The 20058-nt window shown below is 68.9% G+C and carries 21 protein-coding genes; 9 read left to right on the top strand and 12 right to left on the bottom strand.

Annotation, left to right across the window (positions count from 1 at the left end):
- Positions 1–44: 44 nt before the first annotated feature.
- Genes ispG through DQP56_RS08760 form a run of 5 tightly spaced genes read right to left on the bottom strand, consistent with a single transcriptional unit; the run spans position 45 to position 4855 of the window.
- Positions 45–1217: a flavodoxin-dependent (E)-4-hydroxy-3-methylbut-2-enyl-diphosphate synthase gene (ispG, locus tag DQP56_RS08780; protein ID WP_112684567.1), complete on the bottom strand. Its 1173-nt coding sequence runs from the start codon at positions 1215–1217 to the stop codon at positions 45–47.
- Positions 1218–1230: 13 nt separating this feature from the next.
- Complete coding sequence (locus DQP56_RS08775; RefSeq protein WP_112684566.1) at positions 1231–2448, bottom strand: M50 family metallopeptidase; 1218 nt, start codon at positions 2446–2448, stop codon at positions 1231–1233.
- Complete coding sequence (gene dxr, locus DQP56_RS08770; protein WP_205868827.1) at positions 2445–3626, bottom strand: 1-deoxy-D-xylulose-5-phosphate reductoisomerase; 1182 nt, start codon at positions 3624–3626, stop codon at positions 2445–2447. Before dxr ends, DQP56_RS08775 begins: the two co-directional genes overlap by 4 nt.
- Before the next feature lie 19 nt (positions 3627–3645).
- The gene (locus DQP56_RS08765) at positions 3646–4059 is read right to left on the bottom strand and encodes a VOC family protein (RefSeq protein ID WP_112684565.1); all 414 of its coding nucleotides are present in this window, start codon (positions 4057–4059) and stop codon (positions 3646–3648) included.
- Positions 4001–4855, bottom strand: coding sequence for a helix-turn-helix domain-containing protein (locus tag DQP56_RS08760; RefSeq protein WP_165824951.1), 855 nt, complete (start codon positions 4853–4855; stop codon positions 4001–4003). The genes DQP56_RS08765 and DQP56_RS08760 overlap by 59 nt, the downstream gene beginning before the upstream one ends.
- A gap of 191 nt (positions 4856–5046) precedes the next feature.
- On the opposite strand from DQP56_RS08760, the gene DQP56_RS08755 reads away from it, so the two are divergent.
- The gene (locus DQP56_RS08755) at positions 5047–5298 is read left to right on the top strand and encodes a DUF2631 domain-containing protein (protein ID WP_112684564.1); all 252 of its coding nucleotides are present in this window, start codon (positions 5047–5049) and stop codon (positions 5296–5298) included.
- Here DQP56_RS08755 and rlmN read toward each other — a convergent pair whose 3' ends face one another.
- From rlmN to pyrH, 4 genes are read right to left on the bottom strand one after another with little or no spacing between them, the layout of a single operon-like run.
- A complete protein-coding gene (gene rlmN / locus DQP56_RS08750) occupies positions 5299–6408 on the bottom strand; it encodes a dual-specificity RNA methyltransferase RlmN (protein WP_112684563.1) in 1110 nt (369 codons plus the stop codon). It lies immediately after the preceding gene.
- Between the two features lie 24 nt (positions 6409–6432).
- On the bottom strand, positions 6433–7290 hold the full coding sequence (locus tag DQP56_RS08745; protein ID WP_112684562.1) for a phosphatidate cytidylyltransferase: 858 nt from the start codon (positions 7288–7290) through the stop codon (positions 6433–6435).
- Positions 7291–7311: 21 nt separating this feature from the next.
- Entirely contained in the window at positions 7312–7869 is a 558-nt protein-coding gene (frr, locus tag DQP56_RS08740; RefSeq protein WP_112684561.1) for a ribosome recycling factor, read from the bottom strand.
- Between the two features lie 50 nt (positions 7870–7919).
- Complete coding sequence (gene pyrH / locus DQP56_RS08735) at positions 7920–8669, bottom strand: UMP kinase (protein WP_112684560.1); 750 nt, start codon at positions 8667–8669, stop codon at positions 7920–7922.
- A 181-nt stretch (positions 8670–8850) separates the two neighbouring features.
- Here pyrH and DQP56_RS08730 point away from each other — a divergent pair, with 181 nt between their 5' ends.
- The 8 genes from DQP56_RS08730 to DQP56_RS08695 are packed head-to-tail and all read left to right on the top strand — an operon-like array spanning position 8851 to position 16614.
- Positions 8851–9180: an ArsR/SmtB family transcription factor gene (locus DQP56_RS08730; RefSeq protein WP_112684559.1), complete on the top strand. Its 330-nt coding sequence runs from the start codon at positions 8851–8853 to the stop codon at positions 9178–9180.
- Entirely contained in the window at positions 9177–9656 is a 480-nt protein-coding gene (locus DQP56_RS08725; protein WP_112684558.1) for an NADH-quinone oxidoreductase subunit B family protein, read from the top strand. The genes DQP56_RS08730 and DQP56_RS08725 overlap by 4 nt, the downstream gene beginning before the upstream one ends.
- Positions 9653–11599, top strand: coding sequence for a proton-conducting transporter transmembrane domain-containing protein (locus tag DQP56_RS08720; RefSeq protein WP_112684557.1), 1947 nt, complete (start codon positions 9653–9655; stop codon positions 11597–11599). The genes DQP56_RS08725 and DQP56_RS08720 overlap by 4 nt, the downstream gene beginning before the upstream one ends.
- 5 nt (positions 11600–11604) lie before the next feature.
- Complete coding sequence (locus DQP56_RS08715; RefSeq protein WP_112684585.1) at positions 11605–12558, top strand: respiratory chain complex I subunit 1 family protein; 954 nt, start codon at positions 11605–11607, stop codon at positions 12556–12558.
- The gene (locus tag DQP56_RS08710; RefSeq protein ID WP_112684556.1) at positions 12555–13211 is read left to right on the top strand and encodes a hypothetical protein; all 657 of its coding nucleotides are present in this window, start codon (positions 12555–12557) and stop codon (positions 13209–13211) included. Before DQP56_RS08715 ends, DQP56_RS08710 begins: the two co-directional genes overlap by 4 nt.
- A complete protein-coding gene (locus DQP56_RS08705; RefSeq protein ID WP_112684555.1) occupies positions 13211–14677 on the top strand; it encodes a proton-conducting transporter transmembrane domain-containing protein in 1467 nt (488 codons plus the stop codon). The genes DQP56_RS08710 and DQP56_RS08705 overlap by 1 nt, the downstream gene beginning before the upstream one ends.
- On the top strand, positions 14677–16155 hold the full coding sequence (locus DQP56_RS08700) for a hydrogenase large subunit (protein WP_112684554.1): 1479 nt from the start codon (positions 14677–14679) through the stop codon (positions 16153–16155). Before DQP56_RS08705 ends, DQP56_RS08700 begins: the two co-directional genes overlap by 1 nt.
- A gap of 39 nt (positions 16156–16194) precedes the next feature.
- Positions 16195–16614: a MarR family winged helix-turn-helix transcriptional regulator gene (locus DQP56_RS08695; RefSeq protein WP_112684553.1), complete on the top strand. Its 420-nt coding sequence runs from the start codon at positions 16195–16197 to the stop codon at positions 16612–16614.
- Between the two features lie 47 nt (positions 16615–16661).
- Here the strand turns inward: DQP56_RS08695 and DQP56_RS08690 are convergent, their stop codons facing one another.
- Genes DQP56_RS08690 through rpsB form a run of 3 tightly spaced genes read right to left on the bottom strand, consistent with a single transcriptional unit; the run spans position 16662 to position 19774 of the window.
- The gene (locus tag DQP56_RS08690) at positions 16662–18071 is read right to left on the bottom strand and encodes an amidase (RefSeq protein ID WP_112684552.1); all 1410 of its coding nucleotides are present in this window, start codon (positions 18069–18071) and stop codon (positions 16662–16664) included.
- A gap of 32 nt (positions 18072–18103) precedes the next feature.
- Positions 18104–18919, bottom strand: a complete 816-nt coding sequence (gene tsf, locus DQP56_RS08685; RefSeq protein WP_112684551.1) for a translation elongation factor Ts — start codon at positions 18917–18919, stop codon at positions 18104–18106.
- A 15-nt stretch (positions 18920–18934) separates the two neighbouring features.
- Complete coding sequence (gene rpsB / locus DQP56_RS08680; RefSeq protein WP_112684550.1) at positions 18935–19774, bottom strand: 30S ribosomal protein S2; 840 nt, start codon at positions 19772–19774, stop codon at positions 18935–18937.
- Positions 19775–20058 lie beyond the last annotated feature (284 nt).

The raw sequence follows: 20058 nt of genomic DNA, 5'->3' as shown, positions 1-20058 counted from the left end.
CTTGCGAACTGACGTGCCGCGCGCGGTCGGCGGATCGGCTCAGTTCAGCTTACGGTGACGGTGGGCGCACCGCCGGGAGTTCCGTCCCCGGCATCGGCTCCCATCGCGCCCATCTCCGAAGCCAGGCGCAACGCCTCCTCGATCAGGGTCTCGACGATCTGCGCCTCGGGGACGGTCTTGATCACCTGGCCCTTGACGAAGATCTGGCCCTTGCCGTTGCCGGAGGCCACCCCCAGATCCGCCTCGCGGGCCTCACCGGGTCCGTTGACCACGCATCCCATCACCGCGACCCGCAGCGGGATGTCGAGCCCCTCCAGCCCGGCGGTGACCTCGTTGGCCAGCTTGTAGACGTCGACCTGCGCGCGACCGCAGGACGGGCACGAGACGATCTCCAGCCCCCGCGGACGCAGGTTGAGCGATTCCAGGATCTGGTTGCCGACCTTGACCTCTTCGACCGGCGGCGCGGACAGCGACACCCGGATGGTGTCGCCGATGCCGCGGGACAGCAGCGCGCCGAACGCCACGGCCGACTTGATGGTGCCCTGGAACGCCGGTCCGGCCTCGGTGACGCCCAGGTGCAGCGGGTAGTCGCACTGCTCGGCCAGTTGCTCGTAGGCGGCCACCATCACGACCGGGTCATTGTGCTTGACGCTGATCTTGAGGTCGCCGAAGCCGTGCTCCTCGAACAGCGACGCCTCCCACAGCGCCGACTCGACCAGCGCCTCGGGGGTGGCCTTGCCGTACTTGGTCAAAAACCGCTTGTCCAGCGAGCCGGCGTTGACACCGATCCGGATCGGCACACCGGCCGCGCCGGCCGCCTTGGCGACGTCGGCCACCCGGCCGTCGAACTCCTTGATGTTGCCCGGGTTCACCCGCACCGCGGCACAGCCGGCGTCGATCGCGGCGAAGATGTACTTCGGTTGGAAGTGGATGTCGGCGATCACCGGGATCTTGCTCTTCTTCGCGATGGTCGCCAGCGCGTCGGCGTCCTCCTGGCGCGGGCAGGCCACCCGCACGATGTTGCAGCCGGCCGTGGTCAGCGCGGCGATCTGCTGCAGCGTCGCGTCGACGTCGTGGGTCTTGGTGGTGCACATCGACTGCACCGAAATCGGGTGGTCGCTGCCCACCCCGACGCCGCCGACCATCAACTGGCGGGTCTTACGGCGTGGCGCCAGTGTCGGCGCCGGCAGCGCCGGCATACCTAGGCCGACGGACATGCGGGGTCTCCTGTCAAAACAGCCTGATCGGGTTGACCAAGTCGGCGGTCACGGTGAGCAGCATGTAACCGACCACCACCATCAACACTACGTACGTGGCCGGCATCAGCTTGAGATAGTTCACCGGCGCGGCCGCGACCTTCCCGCGTGCCGAGCGAACCATGTTGCGGAGCTTTTCGTACAACGCGATCGCGATGTGCCCGCCGTCGAACGGCAGCAGCGGCACCAGGTTGAGCACGCCCAGGATGAAGTTCAGCTGCGCCAGGAAGAACCAGAACGCCACCCACAGCCCGTGGTCGACGGTGTCACCGCCGATGATCGAGGCACCCACCACGCTGATCGGGGTCTCCGGGTCACGCTCCCCGTTCGGGTTGCCGATGGCGTGCATCAGCGCGCCGACTTTCGAAGGGATGTTGGCCAGCGACTTGCCCAGCAGCACCGCCAGGTCACCGCTGAAGGTGAACGTGGCCGGCACCGCGGTGATCGGGTTGTACTGGGTGGGCCCGAACTGGGCGGCCCCCACCCCGATGGCGCCCACCGTGCTGGGAACCGCCTCGCTGTCACGCCCGTCGGCGATCCAACGCTGCGTGGGCGTCACATCGACGTACTTGGTCAACTGGTGGCCGTCACGTTCGACGACGATGCCGACGGTGCCGTGCTGTTTGCGCACGGCGGCGGCCATCTCCTCGAAGGTCGCCACGGGCGTGTCACCGACTTTGACCACCACGTCGCCGGGCTGGATGCCGGCGCGTGCGGCCGGGCCGTGACCCGAGCAGCTCCCCAGTTCCCCCTTGACGACTTCCGGTGCCACGCAAGCTGTTTCGCCGATGACCGCGGTTGTGGGCGCGTGCAGGTTCGGCAGGCCCCAGATGGTGGCGATGGCATACACCAGCACCAGGCCGATGACGAAGTTCATGCCGGGGCCGGCGAACAGCACCGCCACCCGCTTCCAGGTCTGCTGCTTGTACATGGCGCGGTCGACCTCATCGGGCGCCAGTTCCTCCACCGCCGTCATGCCGGCGATGTCGCAGAAACCGCCGGCCGGGATCGCCTTGAGGCCGTATTCGGTGTCGCCACGGCGCGTCGACCACAACGTGGTGCCGAAGCCGACGAAGTAGCGGCGCACCTTCATCCCGGTGGCCCGGGCCACCCACATGTGGCCGCATTCGTGCAGGGCCACCGATACCAGGATGGCCAGCGCGAACAGCGCTATGCCGACCGCGAACATCATCGGGTGCTTCCGACCTTTCTCATAGCTACCGCCTCGACGGCGCGAGCCGCCCGTTGGCGGGCCCAGCGTTGCGCATCGAGTACCTCATCCACGGTAGCGGGTTGCGCGGCCCACTGGTCGGCGGCGCCCAGCACCTCGGCGATGGTGCCGACGATCGCGGGGAAACCGATCCGGCCCGCCAGGAACGCTTCGGCTGCCTCTTCGTTGGCGGCGTTGTAGACCGCGGTCATGCAGCCACCGGTCTGACCGGCGTGCCGCGCCAGCTGCACCGCCGGGAAAACCGCGTCGTCCAGCGGCTCGAACTCCCAGCTGGAGGCGCTGGTGAAGTCGCATGCCGCGGCCGCGCCGGGCACCCGGGCGGGCCAGCCCAGCGCCAACGCGATCGGCAGGCGCATGTCCGGCGGGCTGGCCTGGGCGATCGTCGAGCCGTCGGTGAAGGTGACCATGGAGTGCACGATCGACTGCGGGTGCACCACCACGTCGATGTGCTCGTAGGCGATGCCGAACAGCAGGTGGGTCTCGATCAGCTCGAGCCCCTTGTTCACCAGCGATGCCGAGTTCAGCGTGTTCATCGGGCCCATCGACCAGGTCGGATGCGCGCCCGCCTGCTCGGGTGTGACGTGCGCCAGCTCGGCGGCGCTGTAGCCGCGGAACGGCCCGCCCGAGGCGGTGAGCACGATCCTGGCGACCTCGTCGGCGGTGCCGGAGCGCAGGCACTGAGCGATCGCCGAATGCTCGGAATCCACCGGCACGATCTGGCCGGGCGCGGCGGCTTGCAGCACCAGCGGGCCGCCGGCGATCAGTGATTCCTTGTTGGCCAGTGCCAGCCGGGCCCCGGTTCGCAGCGCGGCCAGCGTGGGTCGCAGCCCCAATGCGCCGACCAGGGCGTTGAGCACCACATCGGCCTCGGTTTCCTCGACCAGCCGGGTGACGCCGTCGGGCCCGCGGTAGGGGGCGTCCAGCGCCTCACCGACCTGCGCGTCGGCCACGGCGATGTTGCTGACGCCGGTCTGGGCGCGCTGAGCGGCCAGCAGCTTCGGGTTGCCGCCGCCGGCCGCCAGCCCGACCACCTCGAAGCGGTCCGGGTTGGCGGCGATAACCTGCAGCGCCTGGGTCCCGATCGAGCCGGTCGAGCCCAGCAGCAGAACTCTGGTCCGGCTCGCCGCAGACACACTCACCTGCTCATTGTGCCCGAGATCAGTCGCGTGGTTCCCCGGTGTAGTCGCCGAAGCTCCACAGGTTGCCCTCCGGGTCGCGGACGACGAACTCGCGGGCGCCGTAGTCGGTGCCGGCCAGCGGACGCACCACATCGGCATTGCGGCTCACGACGCGCTGGTAGAGACCGTCGGGATCGGCGGTGACGACGTAGGCACCGGCCGTGCCGGGCTCGCGGCACCATTCGTTGCCGGGCTTGTGGCTGCCCAGCATGATGCCGCCGCAGCCTTCCGGCCAGATCAGTTCGGCGTGGGCGACGGTGTCGCCGTCCACGCCGTGGCGGGCTGTCTCGACGAAGCCGAAGGTGTCGACGTAATAGTCGATGAGTTTGATCGGGTCATGCGCTTGCAGGGTCACCCAGACGGTCGGATTGGAAGTGGTCTTGAAAGTGGTCATAGCACCACTGTGACCTGATGCCGTGGCCACCGTCTTGAATGTTTTGGAACTCCTCGGCCAGCCAGACTCCCGGCGGGACACCGGCGAACCGGACGAAGTCGCGGGTCAGGTGCGCCTGATCGGCGTATCCGGCTGCGGCGGCGATGGCGGCCAGATCGACGCGGTGGTACCGGCGCGCAGCGTCGGCGATCAAGGCGGTCGCGTACTCGAACCGCATCAGCATGGCCACCGTTTTGGGTGTTCGGCCCACTTCGCGGCGAAAAAGCGTGATCAGGTGCCGCGTGCTCACCCCGACCTGCTCGGCGAGCGCGCCAACCGGCGCTGTACCGCGGCTGCGCTCCAGCTGGTGCCAGGCGTACGCCACTTCAGGGCGCACGGTGACGCCGTCACGGCGACGGTGCGCATCCAGCAGGTGATGCGCCACCAGCGCGAAGGCGTCGGGCCACCCGCGCGCTTCGGCGGCCCGTTCGTGAAGTTCGGCCGCTGCACGCCCCAGCACCGGTGCCGCATCGAAGTCGGTCACGCTGAGTTGCGCGGCGGGCACCCCGAACAGGGCGCGTGACGCCAGCGGGTGCACGGCCAACTGCACTCCGGTCTGCCCGCGACGCTGCCGTACCTGGCTGGCCTGCGTGTGCAGTCCGCCCAAGATGATCGGACTCGGTCTTGCGGCCGGCAACGCCTCGGCGGTGGCGGCTGCCTGCACCCCGTCGTCGAGGCTGACGATGAATACCAACGCCGACGACGGCATCCCCCGATGAACGGTGGCGGGGTCCTCCCGCACGCGGTAGCCCACCATCGACGTCACACCGGGCGCGCTGTGTGGCGGCGCCACGGCGAACTCTGAGAGCGGCTGGTCAGCCATGACGTCCACGGTAATGCCGGTAGCCGGCCCGTGACCGCGCATCGCCGGGGTCCGACGATCGAGATCGGCGGCTGAATCCCGGTATGCCAGAATGTTACGCAGGTGACCGAACTGAAGGAGTCGAAGTGGCCAGTACCGAGGTGGAGCGCCGAAGTGTCGACACCGCCGAGGTGCCGTCGGCGGAGTGGGGTTGGAGCGCGATCAACTACCGCACCTGGCACATCTTCGGCCTGGTGATCGTCGGGTTCCTGCTGCTGATGCTGCGCGGCAACCACATCGGTCACGTCGAGGACTACTTCCTGCTGGGGTTCGCGGCGCTGGCATTGTTCGTCGTGCTGCGCGACATCATCGGCCGCAAGCGCGGCTCGCTGCGCTAACTACTCGCTGTCCGCGGCCAGTTGCCCGCACGCGGCGGCGATCTCACGACCGCGGGTGTCCCGCACCGTGCATTCCACGCCCTGGGCCCGGACCCGGCGGACGAACTCCCGCTCCACCGGCTTCGGGCTGGCATCCCAGTCGCTGCCCGGCGTCGGGTTGAGCGGAATCACGTTGACGTGCACCAATTGTCCCAACGCCCGGTGCAGCTTGCGGCCCAGCAGATCGGCCCGCCACGGCTGGTCATTGACGTCGCGGATCAACGCGTACTCGATCGACACCCGGCGGCCGGTCACGTCGGCGTAGTAGCGCGCGGCATCGAGCGCCTCGTCGACCTTCCAGCGGTTGTTGACCGGGACCAGCGTGTCGCGTAGTTCGTCGTCGGGGGTGTGCAGCGACAGCGCCAGCGTCACTCCGAGCCCCTCATCGGCGAGCTTGCGGATCGCCGGCGCAAGTCCGACCGTCGACACCGTCACCGACCGCGCCGAGATGCCGAACCCGTTGGGTGGCGGCTCGGTGATCCGCCGCACGGCGGCCACCACCCGGGCGTAGTTGGCCAGCGGCTCCCCCATGCCCATGAACACGATGTTGGACAGCCGGTCCCCAGCAGATCGAACACTGCCTCGATCTCGTAATGTCACCGCCGCCGCACGCACCTGCTCGAGGATCTCGGCGGTGGACAGGTTGCGGGTGAGTCCGGCCTGGCCGGTCGCACAGAACGGGCAGGCCATACCGCAACCGGCCTGCGAGGAGATGCATACCGTGTTGCGCCGGGGGTAGCGCATCAGCACCGACTCGAACTTGGTGTGGTCGTGGGCCCGCCACAGAGTTTTGCGGGTCTCGCCGGCGTCGCATTCGATCTCGCCGGCGGCGGTCAGCAGGGCGGGGAACAGTGCCTCGGCCACCGAGGCGCGCACCGTGGCCGGCAGGTCGGTCATCTGCTGAGGATCGGCGACCAGCCTGCCGTAGTACTGGTGGGCCAGCTGGTTGGCCCGGAACGCGGGCAGCCCCAGTTCAGCAACGGCGGCGGCACGACCGGCGGCGTCGAGATCGGCCAAGTGCCGCGGCGGCAGGGCCCGTCGCGGTGCGCTGAACACCAACTGTTGCATCATGATCGGTACCAGTATGCCCGTGGCTCACGGCAAGACGGTCAACACGACCCAGGTCATCACGGCCGCCGGCAGCAGCGCGTCGAGCCGGTCCATGATCCCGCCGTGTCCGGGCAGCAGCCGACCCATGTCCTTGATGCCCAGGTCGCGTTTGACCTGCGACTCGATCAGGTCGCCGAAGACCCCGGTGAATACCAGCAGCAGCCCCAGCGGCAGGCCCACCCACCACGGCCGGTCGAGGAACATTGTCACCGCGAACACCGCCGCGGCGATACCGAGCACCAGCGATCCGGCAAAACCCTCCCAGGACTTCTTCGGGCTGATCGCCGGCGCCATCGGGCGCTTGCCGAACAGCACCCCGACGGCGTACCCGCCGATGTCGGAGAAGACCACCGGGAACAGCAGACACAGCACCCGGCCGGGGCCGTCGTCGCGAAAGACCAGCAGCGCCGCGAAGCTCATGCACAGCGGAACCCAGACCGCGATCAGCACCATCGCGGACATGTCCCGCAGGTAGTTGACCGGGGCGATGTGCAGCCCGCGGTGTACCAGCCGCCACATCATCGAGATGACCACGGTGGCGCCGAACGCGCCGAGCACCCCCCTGGCGCCGAACGGCAGCGACAGCCAGAGCATCGCCTGGCCGCCCAGGGCCAGTGGGATGAACGGGACGTCGTAGCCGACCTCCCGCAGCCTCCTGGTGATCTCGTGGGTCGCGACCGGGGTGGCCACCGCCAGGATCAGCACCCAGAACCGCGGGGCAAACAGCAACGTGTAGACCAGCATCCCGGCGAGGATCGCCCCCACCACGATCGCGGCGGGGAGATTGCGTCCCGCCCGCGACTGCCTCTTACCGGTGTCTGCACCGGTGTCGTTGTCTGCCACGGGGATTGGTTGCCGAAGTCGCTAGACCTCCAGCAACTCACCTTCTTTGTGTTTGACCAGCTCGTCGATCTGGCTCACATACTGCTGGGTGGAGCGGTCCAGGTCTTTCTCGGCACGGCCAACCTCGTCCTCACCGGCGTCACCGTCCTTGCGGATACGGTGCAGTTCCTCCATCGCCTTGCGACGAATGTTGCGCACCGCGACCTTGGCGTCCTCACCCTTGGACTTGGCCTGCTTGACCAGTTCCTTACGTCGCTCCTCGGTGAGCTGCGGCACCGCCACCCGAATCAGCGACCCGTCATTGCTGGGGTTCAGACCCAGATCCGAATTGCGGATCGCCGTCTCGATGGCGCCGAGCTGGGAGGCCTCGTAGGGCTTGATGACCACCAGCCGTGCCTCGGGCACGTTGATGCTGCACAGCTGGGTGATCGGGGTGGGCGACCCGTAGTAGTCGATGACGATCCGGGAGAACATGCCCGGGTTGGCCCGGCCGGTGCGAACGGTCGCCAGATCCTCGCGGGCCACCGCCACGGCCTTCTCCATTTTCTCTTCGGCATCGAAGAGAGCCTCGTCGATCATCTTTGCCGTTCCTCTCCCCCGCCAGGGGCGGGTGGTGCCCCACCGAACTCTCAGGTGGTGACCAGTGTTCCGATCTTCTCACCTGCGACCGCCCGCGCGATGTTTCCGTCCACCAGCAGGTTGAACACCAGGATCGGCATGCCATTGTCCATGCACAGGCTGAACGCGGTGGCGTCGGCCACCCGCAGCCCGCGGTCGATGACTTCGCGGTGAGTTATCGCGGTGAGCAGTTCGGCGTCGGGGTTGACCCGCGGGTCCTCGGTGAACACCCCGTCGACGGCCTTGGCCAGCAGCACCACCTCGGCACCGATCTCCAGCGCGCGCTGCGCGGCGGTGGTGTCGGTGGAGAAATACGGCAGCCCCATACCGGCGCCGAAGATCACCACCCGGCCCTTCTCCAGGTGCCGCTGGGCGCGCAGTGGGATATACGGCTCGGCGACCTGACCCATGGTGATCGCGGTCTGCACTCGGGTGTCGATACCTTCTTTTTCCAGGAAGTCTTGTAGCGCAAGGCTGTTCATCACGGTGCCGAGCATGCCCATGTAGTCCGAACGCATCCGCTCCATGCCGCGCTGCTGCAGCTGCGCACCGCGGAAGAAGTTGCCACCGCCGATCACGACCGCGACCTGCACACCGTCACGGACCACTTCGGCGATCTGGCGGGCGACCTGAGCGACGACGTCGGGGTCGAGCCCGACCTGCCCGCCGCCGAACATCTCTCCGCCGAGTTTGAGTAACACCCGGGAGTAATGGGGGCGGCCGGTCGGTGAGACGCGATCGGTACTCGTCGGCTCCGTCATCAGGCTCCTCGGGGGCTGGCGCGCATGACAGCGCCATCGCGGAGATACGTCCGCGACGGCAGTTGCCATCCTGCCCTACCGGGCCGGTCAGACGGTGCCCGGGGGTGCGGACGCAGACAATCGAACATCACAACAGGTGAAAATATTTTCAATTGATGATTTCGCTGCTAGGGTCGGGGCCGTGCCGAACTCGTTGCACCAACTGAAGGCCGAGTTCTTCAAGACGCTCGGTCACCCGGCGCGGATCCGGATACTGGAACTGTTGGCCGAACGCGACCGAAGCGTCGGCGAACTGCTGCCCGGGATCGGGCTGGAGGCGTCGAACCTCTCCCAGCAGCTGGGGGTGCTTCGGCGCGCCGGAGTCGTGACGGCGACCAAGGAGGGCAACACGGTGGTCTACTCGATCGCCTCACCGGTGATCACTGAACTGCTCGCGGTGGCCCGCAAGGCATTGACCGGGCTGCTCAGCGATCAGGTCGCGATCCTCGACGATCTACGAGCCCGTCGATGAGCTGGCTCAGCAGGATCCTTGCGCTCGGCCGCATCGCCGAACCGGCCGGCGACCGCCCGCCGCCGGCCTCCGATCGACCCAGCGGGCTGGCCGGCTCGGTGCAGGTCCGCCATGTCGACGCCGGATCCTGCAACGGTTGCGAGGTCGAGATCGCCAGCGCGTTCGGTCCGGTGTACGACGCCGAACGGTTCGGCGCGCGGCTCGTCGCCTCACCTCGGCACGCCGATGCCCTGCTGGTCACCGGGGTGGTCACCCGCAACATGGCCGAGCCGCTGCGCAATACCGTCGAGGCCACCCCGCAGCCTCGCCGGGTCATCGCTTGCGGCGACTGCGCGCTCAATCGCGGCGTCTTCGCGCAGGCCTACGGAACCGTGGGCGCGGTGGGCGACGTCGTGCCGGTCGACATCGCAATCCCCGGCTGCCCGCCCACCCCCGACCAGATCGTCACCGCGCTACGGTCGGTGACCGAACGGTGAGCACCGCTGCTCCGCAGTTGTCGCCCCGCGCTGCCTTCGGGCCGCTGATCAGCGGTGCGGCGACGGCCGGTCTGGGCGCCGCGGGACTCGGCGCCGGAGTGGCCGGGCTGTTCGGCGCCCTGCCCGCGGTTCGGATCGGCTGGCTGCTGCCGCTGCTGGGCGTACAGCTGCGGGTCGAGCCGCTCGGCGGCTTCTTCATGGTGCTGACCGGCGCGGTGGCGGTGGCTGCCGGCCTGTATTGGATCGGCTACAGCCGACACGAGGGCTTCGGCGCCGTCCCGCTGACGGCGCTGCCGGTGTTCGTCGTGACGCTGCTGGCCGTTCCGGCGGCGGGGTCGGTGACGACCTTCCTGTTCGCCTGGGAGCTGATGGCGCTGACTTCCCTGGTGCTGGTGCTCACCGATCAGCGACGCAGCGAAGTGCGTTCGGCCGCCCTGATCTACGCGGTGATGACGCAGCTGGGCTTCCTGACGCTGTTGCTGGGGATGGTGATACTGGCCGCGACCGCCGATGACGACTTCGCCCGGATCGGCGCGGTACCCGACGGCGTGCGCAACACGGTCTTCGTGTTGACCCTCATCGGTTTCGGCTCCAAAGCCGGTCTGCTGCCGTTACACGCGTGGCTGCCCCGGGCCCATCCCGAAGCACCGAGTCCGGTGTCGGCACTGCTCAGTGCCGCCATGGTCAATCTCGGCGTCTACGGCATCATCCGCATCGACATGCAACTGTTGGGCCCCGGCCCACGATGGTGGGCGCTGACGCTGTTGGCCGTCGGCGGCGTGTCGGCGGTGTACGGGGTGTTGCAGGCCTCGGTCGCGACCGATCTCAAACGGCTGCTTGCCTATTCGACGACGGAGCACATCGGCCTGATCACCCTGGGGCTGGGCGCCGCGACGTTGTTGGCGGGCGCCGGATCGCAGCCGGCCGCCGCGGTGGCCCTCACCGCGGCGCTGCTGCACCTGATCGCCCACAGCGCGTTCAAGAGCCTCGGGTTCTTCGCCGCCGGATCGGTGCTGGCCGCGACCGGCCTGCGCGATCTGGATCGGCTCGGCGGCCTGGTCCGCAGAATGCCGCTCACCACAGCGCTGTTCGGGGTGGCCGCGCTCGGCGCCGCCGGGTTGCCGCTGGGGGCGGGCTTCGTCAGTGAGTGGCTGCTGATCCAGTCGCTGATCAACGCCCGTCCCGGGGACGACGTCACGATCGCGCTGGTGACACCTTTGGCGGTGGGCGCGGTGGCGCTGACGGCTGGGCTGGGGGTGGCCGCGATGGTCAAGGCGTTTGGGGTCGGCTTCCTGGCCCGCCCGCGCTCGGATGCCGCTGCGGCGGCACGGGAATCGCCCGACACGATGATCGCCGCGATGGCATTGCCCGCTGCGGCGTGCGTGGTGCTGGCCGTCGCCCCCGGCGCAGTGGCCCCGATGCTCAACCGCGTGATCGCCACCGTGCCGGTCTTCGGGGACTCCCCGACGCTCGGGGTCTTCGTGCGCCTGCCCGGCCTGGATGCGTCCATGGCCCCGGGCCTGCTGGCCGTCGCGCTGGCCGCCGCCGTCCTGCTGGTGCTGATCGGCTCCCGGTGGCGTTCGCGGCGGCGGCCCGCGCCGGCCACCGTGCCGCTGTGGGCCTGCGGCGCCGACGAGCTGACCCCGCGCATGCAGTACACCGCGACGTCGTTCGCCCAACCGCTACAGCAGGTGTTCGACGACGTGCTGCGGTTCGACACCGGTGTCGAGGTGAGCGGGCAGGCGCCGTCGACCTACATAGTCGACCGGATCGCTTACCGGGCGCGCATCGCCGACGTCATCGAAGACCGGTGGTACACACCGGTGACGCGGGCTGTCGGCGCCGCCGCGCAGCTGGTGCGGCGCGCCCACACCGGCAGCGTGCACCTGTATCTGGCCTACGGCGCCATCGGCGTGCTGATCGCCCTGCTGGTGGCGCGATGAACACCATGACCTATCTGGCCGGTTTCCTACAGGTCGCCGGTGTCATCGCCGGGGCCCCGCTGGTGATCGGCCTGATGCGCCAGGTCCGAGCGCGGGCCGAAGGCCGCACCGGCGCGGGGATCGGGCAGCCGTGGCGGGATATGCGCAAGCTGCTGGGTAAGCAGCTGCTCAATCCGCGGGGAACCACCTGGGCGTTCGCCGCCGCCCCGGGGGCGCTGGCCGCCACCACGCTGGTCATCGTCGCCGCCGCACCGCTGGTGGCGACGGATTCGCCGCTGGACCCGGTCGCCGACCTGATCACCGTTGTCGGCCTGTTGTTCCTCGGTACCGTGGCGCTTGCGCTCGCCGGCATCGACACCGCGACGGCGTTCGGCGGTATGGGCGCCAGCCGGGAGATGACCATCGCCGCGCTGGTCGAACCGACCATCCTGGTGGCGGTGTTCGCGCTGTCGATTCCGGCGGGGTCGGCCAATCTGAGCGCCATCGTCGGTAACACCGTCGAGCACCCGGGTCACGTGGTCTCGTTGGCCAGCGCGCTGGCTTTCGTCGCGTTGGTGATCGTCATCGTGGCCGAGACCGGCCGGCTGCCGGTAGACAACCCGGCCACCCATCTGGAGCTGACGATGGTGCACGAGGCCATGGTCCTGGAGTACGCCGGACCCAAGTTGGCGCTGGTCGAGTGGGCGAGCGGCATGCGGCTGACGGTGCTGCTGGCGCTGTTGGCGAACCTGTTCTTCCCCTGGGGTATCGCCGGGGCGCACCCGAGCCTGCTCGACGTGGCGGTGGGCGCCGGCGCGATCGCGATCAAGGTGGCGCTACTCGCGACCGCCCTGGCCGCCGTGGAGGTGTTCATCGCCAGGTTGCGGCTGTTCCGGGTGCCCGAACTGCTGGCCGGGTCGTTTCTGCTGGCGTTGCTTGCGGTGACCGCGGCGAACTTCTTCAGCGGAGCCGGCGGATGACCTACAACAACATGCTGGACCTGGCCGCCGGCGGGGTGCTGTTGGCCGCGGTGCTGGCGGTCTGGCGCCGGGACCTGTCGGTGACCGTACAGCGGTTGCTGGTCGCCCAGGGCGCCGCGCTGGCCGCCATCCCGCTGATTCGCGGGGTGCACGACCATGACCGGGCGCTGATCGCGGTGGCGATCGCGGTGTTGGCGGTGCGCGCCGTCGCGCTGCCGTGGCTGCTGGCCCGCGCACTCGGGGCCGAACGACGGGAACGCCGCGAGGCCACTCCCCTGGTCGGCACCGCCGCGTCACTGCTGGTGGTCACCGTCCTGGTGGCAGTCGCGTTCATGATCGCCCAGCCCGTCATCGATCTGCAGCGCAACCCGGCGACCACCGCCGCCGCGGCGGCCATCGCCACCGTGCTGATCGCGCTGTTCATGATGGCGACTCGCCGCCATGCCATCTCGCAGGCGGTCGGACTGCTGATGCTGGACAACGGGATCGCCGCCACCGCCTTCCTGCTGACGGCCGGTGTTCCGCTGATCGTCGAACTCGGCGCGTCACTGGACGTGTTGTTCGTGCTGATCGTGCTCGGCGTGCTGACCGGACGGCTGCGCAGCACCTTCGGCGGAGTGGATCTGGACCTGTTACGGGAGCTGCGCGACTGATGACACCGCTGATGCTGCTTCCGCTGCTGGCTCCCGTCGTGGCGTCACTGTTCTCGCTCGCCGTGGGTTGGCGCCGGCTCAGCGCTGTGGCGACCCTGGCGTCGGCACTGACAATTCTGGGATGTGGTGTGGCGCTGGGGTTCCGGGTGGGCGATCGGGCCCACCTGGCGCTCAACGGCCTGCTGCGCGCCGACGCGCTGTCGGCGACCATGCTGATCGTGATCGGCGTCGTCGGCAGCCTGGCCACCTGGGCAAGCATCGGCTACGTCGACGCCGAGTTGGCCCGCGGGGTGACCGATCGGCGTGGGGCACGCATGTACGGCGTCCTCACCCCGGCGTTTCTCGCGGCAATGGTTCTGGCGGTGTCGGCCAACAACATCGGCGTGGTGTGGGTCGCCGTGGAGGCCACCACTGTGGTGACCGCGTTTCTGGTCGGGCATCATCGCAGCCGTGCCGCGCTGGAGGCCACCTGGAAATACGTCATGGTGTGTTCGGTGGGGATCACCATCGCGTTCCTGGGCACCGTGTTACTGCACTTCGCCGCCCGCCACGCCGGCGCCGGCGGCGACGACGCGCTGCACCTCGATGTGCTGGCGGCCCACGCGGCGGCACTGGACCCGGCGGTGACCCGGCTGGCCGGTGCGCTGCTGCTGATCGGCTACGGGGCCAAGATGGGCCTGGCACCGTTTCACACCTGGCTGGCCGACGCCCACAGCCAGGCCCCGGCACCGGTCTCGGCGTTGATGAGCGGGGTGCTGCTGTCGGTCGCGTTCTCGGTGCTGATCCGCCTCAAGCCGATCATCGACGCCGCGACCGGCCCCGCTTTCCTGCGGGCCGCGCTGCTGGCCACCGGCCTGGCGACGTTGCTCATCGCCGCACTGCTGCTGACCGTCACCACCGATCTCAAACGGCTGCTCGCCTATTCGTCGATGGAGACGATGGGCCTGATGGCGGTGGCCGCAGCCGCGGGCACCCGGCTGGCGGTCGCGGCGCTGTTGTTGCACGTGCTGGCGCACGGTGTCGGCAAGACGGTGCTGTTCTTGGCCGGCGGTCAGTTGCAGGCCGCCCACGGCACCACCGCGATCGGCGAGATCACCGGGGTGCTCGGCAGGTCACGGCTGGTCGGCGGCGCATTCGCGGTGGGGATGTTGGTGCTGCTCGGCCTGCCCCCGTTCGCGATGTTCGCCAGCGAGCTGGCGATCGCGACCGCACTGGCCGACGCCCGGCTGGCGTGGGCGTTGGGGCTGGCGCTGGTGGCGCTGCTGGTGGCCTTCGCCGCGCTGATGGCCAAGTCCGGCCGCATCCTGCTGGGCACGCCCAGTGCCGACGGCCCGACGATCCTGGTGCCGGCCACCGTCGCTGCCGCACTGGTGACAGGCGTGCTGGTCTCCCTTGCGCTGGGCGTGACAGCCGGTCCGCTGACCGGATTGTTCACCGCCGCGGCAACCCAACTGGGGGCGCTGTGATGGCTCCGATCAAGCACTGCCAACCGGTCTCCGCTGCCGAGCTGCCCGATGCGGCCGCGGCCCTGCTGGCCGACGGTTTCCGGCTCGCGCTGGTGGCCGCCCACGACGACGACGACAGCTTGCGGGTGGTGTATCTGTTCCTGGCGGGCCGACCCGACCGTCGTACCGAGCTGACCCTGACCATTCCGGCGCAGCGGCCGTCGATTCCCTCGCTGGCCCGGTTGTCGTTTCAGGCCGGCCGCTTCGAACGCGAGATGCAGGACCTGTACGGGATCACCCCGCTCGGCCATCCGCAACCCCGCCGGCTGGTCCGGCACGCGCACTGGCCACAGGATTGGCACCCGATGCGTAACGACGCCGGGCCGGCGCCGGACTTCGTTGCGGCGGGCGGTTTTCCGTTCCTCAACGTCGAAGGGGCCGGTGTCTATGAGATTCCGGTCGGCCCGGTGCACGCCGGCCTGATCGAACCGGGCCATTTCCGGTTCTCGGTGGTCGGCGAATCGGTGTTGCGCCTCAAAGCGAGGCTGTGGTTCGTGCACCGCGGAATCGAGCGACTTTTTGCCGGCCGGTCCGCGGTCGGCGCGGTCGAGCTGGCCGAGCGGATCAGCGGTGACACCTCCGCCGGTCACGCGCTGGCGCACAGCCTCGCCGTCGAGGAGGCCCTCGGCGTCGAACTGCCAGATCCGGCACACCGGCTGCGCGCCTTGCTCGTCGAGCTTGAGCGGCTTTACAACCATGTCGCCGACATGGGCGCCCTGGCCAACGACGTCGGTTTCGGGCTGGCCAACGCTCACGCCCAACGCGCCCGTGAACAGCTGCTGCGCATCAACGCGCAAACGACCGGAGATCGGCTGCTGCGTAAGGCGATCCGGCCGGGAGGCGTGGTGCTGCAAGCACTGCCTGATCCGGATCGACTGCAGGCGCTCGCCGACGACGTCGCTGAGATCGCCGAGCTGACGCTCGGCCACTCGGTGATCTACGACCGGTTCGCCGGTACCTCGGTGTTGAGCCGCGCAGATGCGGAGGCGCTCGGAACGCTGGGGTATGTGGCGCGGGCCAGCGGGCTGGTCACCGATGCCCGCCTCGACCATCCGATCACCGATCTGCCGGTGACGGAGGTGACGGCGACAGCCGGCGATGTGCTGGCGCGTTACACCGTCCGCCGCGACGAATTCGCCGCCTCGGTGGCGTTGTGCCGCACTCTGATCGACGGTCACCACGGGCCGATCGATGTTCGGGCGGAGGTCCCCGGGCCGGCTGGGGCCGGCTACGGGGTCGGGATCGTCGAGGGGTGGCGCGGCAGCATCGTGCACCGGGTGGAGACCGGCGCCGACGGAGCCATCACCCGCGCCAAGATCGTCGACCCGTCCTGGTTCAACTGGCCCGCGCTGCCGCTCACCATGACCGACACCATCGTCCCGGACTTCCCGCTGACGAATAAAAGCTTCAACCTGTCTTACGCGGGAAACGACTTATAGCGGCTCGGCGCAGACCCGATATATGTCAATATGTTTGATATGGGTGACGTGAACGAGGCTCCGCTGGGTTATCTGCTCTACCGGGTCAGCTCGGCGCTGCGCCCACAGGTGTCCGCGGTGCTCGGACCGTTGGGGCTGACTCTGCCCGAATTCGTCTGCATGCGAGTGCTTTCCGTGCGCCCGGGACTCTCCAGCGCCGAATTGGCTCGTCACACCAGCGTCACACCGCAAGCCATGAACACCGTGCTGCACCGGCTGCAGAACCGGGGCGCGGTGAGCCGGCCGCAATCGGTGCCGTCTGGGCGGGCGCTGCCCGCGACACTGACCGACGCCGGCCGGGAGTTGCTGACCCGAGCCGAGGACGCGGTGCGGGTCGCCGACGGCCGGGTGCTGGCCGCGCTGAGTCCGGGCGAACAACAGCGGTTCAGGCAGATGCTGGAGCGCATCGGCGACCAGTGACGCCAGGTTGATGGCGGCGGCCCGCTTCGCCGCGCTCGCGATCGCCGCTAGCCCCGGTCGGTGATGGTGGGCCAGGGCTTCGCCGCCTCCAGTTCGTAGGCCAATTCCAGCAACCGGGCGTCCTGGCCGAGGTGGGCGCTGAACATCATGCCCACCGGCAGTCCGGCCGCGGATTGGGCCAGCGGCAGCGAGATTGCCGGATCACCGGTGACGTTCTGCAGTGGGGTGAACGCCACCCAGTCCATCAGCCGGTCGATGACCTGCTCGTAGCCGGCGGTGGGGTCCAGGTGGCCGACGCGCGGCGTCTCGTGGGCCAGTGTCGGGGTGAGCGCGACGTCGTAGTCGCGGAACATCCGGGCGGTGTGCCGGCGCACGCTCGCCAACCGGGCGATCGCCAACGGCAGCTTGTGCAGGCGCCGGGTGGCGTGACGATCCAGCCCCAGCGTCAGGCTGTCCAGCCGGCTGCGATCGAAGCTCGGCCCGAACATCCGCCGCCCGCCGCGCACCAGCGCCGTCGCCAAGAACGCCCAGTAGAGCAGGAAGTCGTCGGCGAAGTACGCCGGCACCGGCGGCCGGTCGAGGTAGTCGACGTGATGGCCGAGTTCCTCAAGCAATGCGGCGGTTTTCAGGGTCAACTCACGCATCTCGGTCGAGGTCTCTCGCGCGATCGACTGAGTGATGACCGCGATCCTGAGCCGCTCGGCGACCGGAGCCTTGACGTCACCGACCGGTGGGAGCTTGCTGTTGCGCCAGATCCGTTCGGCTTCGGCGTAGAAGGCCGCCGTATCACGCACCGAGCGGGTGACCACCCCGTTGTAGACGATGCGCAGCGGCATGGCGCGCATATCCCGGTCCAGCGGCAACCGGCCCCGCGATGGTTTGAGGCCGATCAGCCCGTTGCACGCCGCCGGGATCCGGATGGAGCCGCCGCCGTCGTTGGCGTGGGCGATCGGCACGACCCCGGCGGCGACGAATGCCGCCGATCCCGACGACGACGCCGCTGCGGTGTGATCGGTGTTCCACGGGTTGCGTACCGCACCCAGCCGCGGATGCTCGGCGGCCGCGCTGAACCCGAACTCGGACAGCTGGGTCTTACCCAGCGGAATGAGGCCGGTGGCCAGGTACAGCCGGGCGAAATCGCCGTCGGCGGTGGCGGCCCGCGGCTGCCATGCGTCGGTGCCCTGCATCGTCGGCATCCCGGCGACGTCGACGTTGTCCTTGACGAACGTCGGGACACCCGCGAAGTAGCCGCTGGCGCCGACGCGCGCCGTCTCGCGAGCCCGGTCGAACGCCTGGTAGGCCAGCCCGTTCAGCTGTGGGTTGACCGCCTCGGTCCGCGCGATCGCGGCGTCGACGAGCTCGGCGGGCGACACGTCGCCCGATCGGATCCGCTCAACCAGACCGACCGCGTCACAGTCGCCGAGCGCGTCGTCACCGAAAGCATGGACGTGTTGCATGCACAGACGCTAGCAAGAGCGCCGCAACCGCCCTAGGCTTGGCCGACCTCGAACCGCGCGAACCGGGTCACGGTCACGCCCGCCTCGTCGAGCAGCGCCTTCACGGTCTTCTTCGAATCCGACACCGACGCCTGCTCCAACAGCACGACGTCCTTGAAGAAACCGGTGACCCGGCCCTCGACGATCTTGGGCAGGGCGGCCTCCGGCTTGCCCTCCTCCTTGGCGGTCTCCTCGGCGATGCGCCGCTCGTTGGCCACCAGGTCGGCCGGCACGTCGTCGCGGGTCAGGTACTTGGCCTTGAGCGCCGCGATCTGCAGCGCCACCGCGTGGGCCGCCTCGGTGTTGTCGCCGCTGTACTCGACCAGGACACCTACGGCCGGCGGCAGGTCGGAGGCCCGCTTGTGCAGGTAGGTCTCCACGGCGCCATCGAAGTAGGCGACCCGGCGCAGCTCCAGCTTCTCGCCGATCTTGGCCGACAGCGCCTCGACGGCCTCCCCGACGGTGCGGTCCCCGATCTTGGCGGCCTTGAGCTCCTCGACGTCGGAGGTCTTGGCCGCCGCGGCGGCGCTGACGACCTCGTCGGCGAGCGCCTTGAACTCGTCGTTCTTGGCGACGAAGTCCGTCTCGGAGTTCAGCTCGATCAGCGCGCCGCCCTTGGCGGCGACCAGCCCTTCGGCGGTGGCGCGCTCGGCGCGCTTGCCGACGTCCTTGGCGCCCTTGATCCGCAGGAGTTCGACGGACTTGTCGAAGTCGCCGTCACTCTCGGCCAGCGCGTTCTTGCAGTCCATCATGCCTGCGCCGGTGAGTTCCCGAAGCCGCTTGACGTCGGCAGCGGTGTAGTTCGCCACTGTTGTGTGCCTTTCCTACGATGCGTCGGTGGTGGTGGTGCCGGTAGCGGCGGGCGCCTCGGGGGCCGCGGTGGTGGCTGTCGTCGTCGCCGAAGCCAGCAACTCCTGCTCCCACTCGGCCAGCGGCTCGACCGCTTCGGGCGCCTTGCCCTCGCCGTTGCCCTGACCGGCGCGGGCCTGCAGGCCCTCGGCAACCGCGGAGGCGATCACCTTGGTCAGCAGCGCCGCCGAGCGGATCGCGTCGTCATTGCCCGGGATCGGGTAGTCGACCAGGTCGGGGTCGCAGTTGGTGTCCAGGATCGCGATGACCGGGATGCCCAGCTTGCGGGCCTCGCCGACGGCGATGTGCTCCTTGTTGGTGTCGACGACCCAGATGGCCGACGGCACCTTGGCCATGTCGCGGATACCGCCGAGGCTGCGCTCCAGCTTGTTCTTCTCGCGGGTCAGCATCAAGATTTCCTTTTTGGTGCGTCCCTCGAAGCCGCCGGTCTGCTCCATGGCCTCGAGTTCCTTGAGGCGCTGCAGGCGCTTGTGCACGGTGGAGAAGTTGGTCAGCATGCCGCCCAGCCAGCGCTGGTTGACATACGGCATCCCGACCCGGGTGGCCTCGGCCGCGATCGACTCCTGCGCCTGCTTCTTGGTGCCGACGAACATGATCGACCCGCCGTGCGCGACGGTCTCCTTGACGAACTCGTACGCCTTGTCGATGAAGGTCAGCGTCTGCTGCAGGTCGATGATGTAGATGCCGTTGCGGTCGGTGAAGATGAACCGCTTCATCTTGGGATTCCAGCGACGGGTCTGATGCCCGAAGTGGGTGCCGCTGTCAAGCAGCTGCTTCATGGTTACAACAGCCATGGTTGGCCATATCCTTTTTTGTCGGTTGCCGCCCGGCGTCGGGTGAGGCCGGGCCCTGGTGCCTGCTGAGATGCCGAACCCCTCTCGGGGACCGTCGACATCCGGTTGTGGCGCAGACACGCGAAGTCAGCTCGCCTACGCGAACTGCGTCAATGAGTTTACACGCTCCGAGCAGGTGCTTTGTCCACAGCGGTGACTGGTCGGTTTCGGCTCCGCCGGGGTGAACTGGCCCAGTGCGGTTCACGGCGTTGTTCCTGGTCGCAAGCGTGCTGGCGGCGGCTCCG

Source organism: Mycolicibacter senuensis, from assembly GCF_003284925.1.
In the GTDB taxonomy this organism is placed as follows: Bacteria; Actinomycetota; Actinomycetes; order Mycobacteriales; family Mycobacteriaceae; genus Mycobacterium; species Mycobacterium algericum_A.
This window is presented reverse-complemented; position numbering and strand designations above follow the sequence as displayed.